Here is a 6535-nt window from a genome sequence, read left to right on the forward strand (position 1 = left end):
ATCGCAGCATCGCGACTCGGCGCAATCCGATCTATCACGTCATCAAGTACTACGGCGAAAGAGCAGGTCGGGTCGACCCGGCTCAGCTGGGCGCGAGGCAGCGGGCCGAGCCGGACCGGAGCGGGCCGGAGCGCAGCGAACGGAGCGGGCCGAGCCAGGCGCGGCGCGATGGAGCAGGTCGGGTCGACCCGGTCCAGCTCGGCGCGACGCAGCGGGCCGAGCCGGACCGGAGCGGGCCGGAGCGCAGCGAACGGAGCGGGCCGAGTATGACCAGCCGGAGCGCGGCGAAACGGGCCGGGCCGAGCGCCGCGCGACGGAGCGGGCCGGGCCGGGCCACGCCGGACCGAGCGCGTCGGGACGGAGGCGGGCCAAGGCGGGCCGGAACCGAGGCTGGGCCAGGGCCGAGCCGGGTCCAAGGCTGGGCCAGGGCCGAGCCGCGGCCGAGGCTGGGCTGGACTGGGGCCGAGGCTTGGGCTGGGCTGGGCCGAGGCTTGGGCTGGGCTGGGCCGAGGCTTGGGCTGGGCTGGGCTGGGCTGGGCTGGGCTGGGCTGGGCTGGGCTGGGCTGGGCTGGGCTGGGGAAGATATATCGTTTCGGCAACAAGGGGGCAATACCGGCTCGATAGCGTTCTGCGCATCGGATTCCCGCGAGCGCGGGACAGCAGATCGGATGTGCGACATGAGCGAGACCGTTGCGCCCCCGGTGGAGGCGGTTGTCAGCCCGCCCTCGACCGAAAGCCTCGACTACGACCCCCGGCTCACCAATGACGACCTCGCCCCGCTGAAACAGCAGACCTGGGGCTCCTACAACATCTTCGCGTTCTGGATGTCGGACGTGCACAGCGTCGGCGGCTACGTGACCGCGGGCAGTCTGTTCGCGCTCGGGCTGGCGAGTTGGCAGGTGCTGATCGCGCTCGTGGTCGGAATCGGGATCGTGCAACTGTTCTGCAACCTCGTCGCCAAGCCGAGTCAGCGCACGGGCGTGCCGTATCCAGTGATCTGCCGCAGCGCGTTCGGCGTGCTCGGGGCGAACATCCCGGCGATCATCCGCGGCCTGATCGCGGTGGCGTGGTACGGGATTCAGACCTTCCTCGCCTCGGCGGCCCTGGATGTGGTGCTGGTCAAGCTGTTTCCCGGCCTGGCGCCCTACGCGGTCGTCGACGACTACGGCTTCCTCGGACTGTCGGCGCTGGGCTGGGGCAGCTATCTGCTGCTGTGGATGTTGCAGGCGTGCGTGTTCTGGCGCGGGATGGAGTCGATCCGCAAGTTCATCGACTTCTGCGGGCCCGCCGTGTACGTGGTCATGTTCGCGCTGTGCGGGTACCTCATCGCGAAGGCGGGCTGGGGCGCGATCGATCTGAACCTGTCGACGGTGACGCACACCGGCTGGTCGGCGCTGCCGGTCATGCTCGGCGCGATCGCGCTCGTGGTGTCCTACTTCTCCGGGCCGATGTTGAACTTCGGCGACTTCTCCCGGTACGGGCGGTCCTTCGCGGCGGTCAAGCGCGGCAATCTGCTCGGGCTGCCGGTGAACTTCCTGGTGTTCTCGCTGCTGGTCGTGGTGACCGCGTCGCTGACCGTGCCGGTGTACGGCGAGCTGATCACCGATCCGGTGCAGACCGTCGCCCGCATCGACAACACGTTCGCGATTGTCCTGGGCGCGTTGACCTTCACCGTCGCCACCATGGGCATCAATATCGTCGCCAACTTCGTCTCCCCCGCCTTCGACTTCTCCCATGTCGATCCGCAGAAGATCTCCTGGCGGGCGGGCGGCATGATCGCCGCGGTCGGCTCACTGCTGATCACGCCGTGGAATCTGTACAACAATCCCGAGGTCATCCACTACACGCTGGAGACGCTGGGCGCCTGCATCGGCCCGCTGTTCGGCGTGCTCATCGCCGACTACTACCTGGTGCGCAAACAGCACGTGGTGGTCGACGAGCTGTTCACCCTGTCGCCGCACGGAAGGTATTGGTACCGCAAGGGTTTCAACCCCGCCGCCATCATCGCCACGCTGATCGGCGCGACGGCCGCGGTGTTCCCGGTGCTGACCGCGGGCGATATCACGGGCATGTACACCGCCGCGCAGTACAGCTGGTTCATCGGCTGCGGGGTGGGCCTGCTCGGCTATCTCGCGCTCGCCCGGCGCGGCCCGTTCCGCCTATCCGTCGTCGAAACCCCGTGAGGGCCATGCGAATTCGCGTCGTCAATCCGAACACCACCGCCGCGATGACGGCCGTCATCGACGAGTGTGCCCGGGCCGTCGCCGGTCCGGGCACCGTCGTGGAGGCGGTCACCTCGACCATGGGTCCGGCGTCCATCGAGAGCCACTACGACGAGGCGCTCGCGGTGCCGGGCCTGCTCGCCGAGATCGCGCGCGGCGAGGCCGAGGGCGTCGACGGCTACGTCATCGCCTGCTTCGGCGACCCCGGCCTGTACGCCGCGCGCGAGCTGGCACGGGGGCCGGTGATCGGGATCGCAGAGGCGGCCATGCACGCGGCCACCCACCTCGGGCGCGGGTTCAGCGTCGTCACCACCCTCGCCCGGACCGTCGGCCAGGCCCTCGACCTCGCGGAACGCTATGGGATGCAACGATTCTGCCGCGGCGTGCACGCCACCGACATTCCCGTCCTCGAACTCGACGACCCCAAGGTGCGCGCGGTGATCGCCGACACTTGCCGCGCCGCGGTCGCCGCCGACGACTCCGACGCGATCGTCCTCGGCTGCGCCGGAATGGCCGACCTGTGCGACTACCTCACCGAGGAAACCGGCGTCCCGATCATCGACGGCGTAGCCGCCGCCACCCTCTCCGTCCAATCCCTGGTTACCCTGGGACTACGCAAATCCGGCCGCGGCGAATTCGCCGCACCCCCACCCAAACCCCACACCGGCCCCCTGACCCCCTTCACCCCGAACGGACCCACCCCATGACCCCCACCCCAGCCGCACCCCTTATTCGGAAACGCACCCCTTGCAGGGCCCAGAAACGTGTGCGGATTCGAATAAAGGGTGCGGCTGGGGTGGTGTACCTGGGGGGTGTCGGCGTGGGGGTCGCCGCGTGACGTTGGATGGCGAGTTTCGGGGCGGGGTGGCGCGGGAGGTGGCGGCGATCGACGCCGAGTTGGCCCGGCGTTATCCGGGAGATCGGGCCGGGCAGCCGGTGCACACGGCCTACGTCTGCGCGGCCGACGCCAGCAAGGAGTTGCCCCACGAATGGGGGCGGTCCGCGACCGAACTCCTCGATCGGCATCACGAGCTGCTCGTGTCGCTCGCCGACGCCGAGACCCTCGGCCGGGTGCGGGAAACGTTGGCGCAGCGGCCGATTCAGGATCTTCGACTGGATTTCGAGGACGGGTACGGCGGCCGGGGAGATGAGGTCGAGGACCGGGACGCCGTCCACGCGGGGGAGATCCTGGCGGCCCTGCCCGCGTCGGTCCGCTCGCGCGGCATCCGGATCAAGGGGCTGACCAGCGCCGAGTGTCGGCGGGCCGTGCGCACGCTGGAGCTGGTGCTCGAGGGGGCCGGTGGCCTCCCCGACGGGTTCGTGTTCACCATCCCCAAGCTGCGTTCGGTCGATCAGGTGGGGGTCGCCGTGCGGTTGTGCGAGGAATTGGAGTGCGCGCACGGATTGCCCAGCGGCGCACTGCGTTTCGAGTTGCAGATCGAGAGCCCGCAGGCGGTGATCGCCCCGGACGGCAGCGCCACCGTGGCCCGTGCGATCCACCGGGCCGCCGGTCGATGCAGCGGATTGCATTACGGCACTTACGATTACAGCGCCGCGCTGGGCGTCGCGCCGCAGTTCCAGTCGCTCGAGCATCCCGCCGCCGATCACGCCAAGGCCGTCATGCAGGCCGCGGCCGCGCAGACCGGGGTGTGGGTGTGCGACGGCTCGACCCAGGTCGTGCCCGTGGGCACCGCCGACGAGGTGGCCGCCGCGCTGACCCGGCACCATCGGCTGGTGACCCGCTCCCTCGAGCGCGGCTACTACCAGGGCTGGGATATGCACCCGGGTCACCTGGTCACCCGCTGGCTCGCGACCTTCGCGTTCTTCCGCGGCGCGCTCACCGCCGCCGCGCCGCGCATCGACCGCTACCTGAGCCGCCGCGACGGCGCGGTCGTCGACGAACCCGCCACCGCGCAGGCGCTGGCGACCGTCGTGATGCGCGGATTGGATTGCGGCGCATACACATCCGACGATGTCACGGCGCTGGTACCGGCCGCCACGGCCGAGGTGCTGACCCAGTTGCGAGAAAGGAGATCGCCCACCCCATGAGCGGCGAGGCAACCGAATTCACCCTGCTCCCCGATCTGGCGGTACGCACCCTCGGCGGCGCGGTCGTCTGGGCCGACGACGAATCCTTCGCCGAGAAGGAGAACCTCATCCGCCCCGAACCCGCGACCTTCACCGCGGCGACCTTCGGGCACAAGGGTCAGGTGTACGACGGCTGGGAGACTCGGCGACGCCGCCGCGCGGGCGGGGACGCTCCCGCCGCCGACGACCGCGACCGGGCCATCGTGCGACTCGGCGCGCCGGGCGTGATCCGCGGCGTGGTGGTCGACACCGCGTGGTTCACGGGCAACTATCCGCCCGAGATCTCCGTGGAAGGTCTTGCGGTGCAAGGTTATCCGCCCGCCGAGGAGATCGCCGCCCGCACCGACTGGACCGCGCTCGTGCCGCGCGAGAAGGTCAACGGGGACGCCGAGAACTTCTTCGTCGTCGACTCCGAACAGCGGTTCACCCACGTGCGGCTGAGCATGTACCCCGACGGCGGGGTGGCGCGGCTGCGGGTGCACGGTGTGGCGAAACCCGATCCGCGCTGGCTGGATTCGGGCCCGTTCGACCTGGCGGCGGTGGAGAACGGCGGACTGGTGGTGGACTGTTCCAACCGCTTCTACTCCCATCCGCAGAACCTGCTCATGCCCGGTCGCGCCCGCTCGATGGGCGACGGCTGGGAGACCGCGCGGCGTCGCGACACCGGCAACGACTGGGTGCGGGTGCGGCTGGCGGGCGAGGGCGTGCCGCGCGTCGTCGAGATCGATACCTCGTACTTCTTGTTCAACAGCCCCGGTGCCGCTCGCTTGACCGGAATCCGTTCCGACGGAAGCGAATTCGAACTACTGCCGCGCACCGATCTGCAGCCCGACACCCGTCACCGCTTCGCGCTCGAGGCGGCCGAGCCGGTCACCGAGGTGCGCGTGGACGTCTATCCCGACGGCGGCTTCGCGCGGCTGCGACTGTACGGCACGCTCACTCCCGCCGCTCTCGATCGCCTGCGCGCCGAACCGCTGCTGGGCGAACTGACCGACGGGATCATGGACGACCTGCGGGGAGAACAGCCGTGACCGCTTACGCCCGCGATATGGTCGGCTACGGACCGCATCCCCCGCATCCGCACTGGCCCAGCGAGGCCGCCATCGCGGTGCAGTTCGTGCTCAACTACGAGGAGGGCGGGGAGAACTGCGTCCTCGACGGCGATCCGGCGTCGGAGACGTTCCTGTCGGATATTGTTCCCGCACAAGCGTTTTCGAATCGCCACATGAGTATGGAATCGCTTTACGAGTACGGCTCCCGGGCGGGACTCTGGCGGGTGCTGCGCGCCTTCGAATCCCGCGACATCCCCCTCACCGTCTTCGCCGTGGCCCGCGCCCTCGAACGCAATCCCGAGGCGGTGGCGGCCTTCCGGCGCAACGACTACGAGATCGCCTGCCACGGCCTGCGCTGGATCTCCTACCAGGAGATCGACCCCGACACCGAACGCGAACACCTCGCCGAGGCGGTCCGAATCATCACCGACCTGTTCGGCGCCCCACCGCGCGGCTGGTACACCGGCCGCGACTCCCCCCAAACCCGCGACCTGGTCGTCGCCCACGGCGGCTTCACCTACGACTCCGACTCCTACGCCGACGATCTCCCCTACTGGACCCGAGTCCGCGACACCGACCACCTCGTCATCCCCTACACCCTCGAAGCCAACGACATGCGCTTCTCCTCCCCCGCAGGCTTCGCCAACGGCGACGAATTCTTCGCCTACCTCCGCGACGCCTTCGACGTCCTCTACGCGGAAGGCCAAGCGGGCTCTCCCAAAATGCTGTCGATCGGCCTGCACTGCCGCCTCGCAGGCCGCCCAGCCCGAGCCGCGGCCCTGAACCGCTTCCTGGATTACGTGTGTTCCCACGAAAAGGTCTGGCTCGCAAGACGAATCGATATCGCCGACCACTGGACCAAAACCCACCCACCCCGGTAACCCTCACCAAAGGCCCGGCAACCCTAGCCGCACTCTTTATTCGAAAACGCACCCCTTGCAAGGCCCTGCAAGGGGTGCGGATCCGAATAAGGGGTGCGGCTGGGCTGCTTCGGCTTTGAGGTGAACTACCCCAGAAGTGGCCGCCAACCCCCAGGCTCGGCAACACAGCCGCACCCTAATGAGGTGTAGCGGGTCCACTGATACGGCAGACTTGCTGTCGGTAGCGGCTGGTGGGTGAGCACTGTTGTGGCTCCCAGGGCTTCGAGTCCTGAATAAAGATCGTGCCCCCGCC

Annotated in this window: 5 protein-coding genes; all 5 read left to right on the plus strand. The window is 69.1% G+C overall.

Going from position 1 to position 6535, the window contains the following annotated elements:
* Positions 1–677 precede the first annotated feature (677 nt).
* The 5 genes from ACWDSJ_RS37725 (at position 678) to puuE (ending at position 6243) form a co-directional block, all read left to right on the plus strand.
* Complete coding sequence (locus ACWDSJ_RS37725) at positions 678–2183, plus strand: NCS1 family nucleobase:cation symporter-1 (protein WP_450037664.1); 1506 nt, start codon at positions 678–680, stop codon at positions 2181–2183.
* A gap of 5 nt (positions 2184–2188) precedes the next feature.
* On the plus strand, positions 2189–2929 hold the full coding sequence (locus ACWDSJ_RS37730) for an aspartate/glutamate racemase family protein (RefSeq protein ID WP_450037665.1): 741 nt from the start codon (positions 2189–2191) through the stop codon (positions 2927–2929).
* Positions 2930–3056: 127 nt separating this feature from the next.
* On the plus strand, positions 3057–4271 hold the full coding sequence (locus tag ACWDSJ_RS37735; RefSeq protein WP_450037666.1) for a DUF6986 family protein: 1215 nt from the start codon (positions 3057–3059) through the stop codon (positions 4269–4271).
* The gene (alc, locus tag ACWDSJ_RS37740; protein WP_450037667.1) at positions 4268–5341 is read left to right on the plus strand and encodes an allantoicase; all 1074 of its coding nucleotides are present in this window, start codon (positions 4268–4270) and stop codon (positions 5339–5341) included. The genes ACWDSJ_RS37735 and alc overlap by 4 nt, the downstream gene beginning before the upstream one ends.
* Positions 5338–6243 carry an allantoinase PuuE gene (puuE, locus tag ACWDSJ_RS37745; RefSeq protein ID WP_450037668.1) on the plus strand — a complete coding sequence of 302 codons (906 nt, stop codon included), beginning with the start codon at positions 5338–5340 and terminating at the stop codon, positions 6241–6243. Before alc ends, puuE begins: the two co-directional genes overlap by 4 nt.
* Positions 6244–6535: the final 292 nt, after the last annotated feature.

The sequence above is a fragment of the Nocardia sp. NPDC003482 genome (assembly GCF_053588115.1).

What these genes read in the sequence shown, in the direction of transcription:
- ACWDSJ_RS37725 (WP_450037664.1), top strand. Translation starts at nt 678, where the DNA reads ATGAGCGAGACCGTTGCGCCCCCGGTGGAGGCGGTTGTCAGCCCGCCC.
- ACWDSJ_RS37730 (WP_450037665.1), top strand. Translation starts at nt 2,189, where the DNA reads ATGCGAATTCGCGTCGTCAATCCGAACACCACCGCCGCGATGACGGCC.
- alc (WP_450037667.1), top strand. Translation starts at nt 4,268, where the DNA reads ATGAGCGGCGAGGCAACCGAATTCACCCTGCTCCCCGATCTGGCGGTA.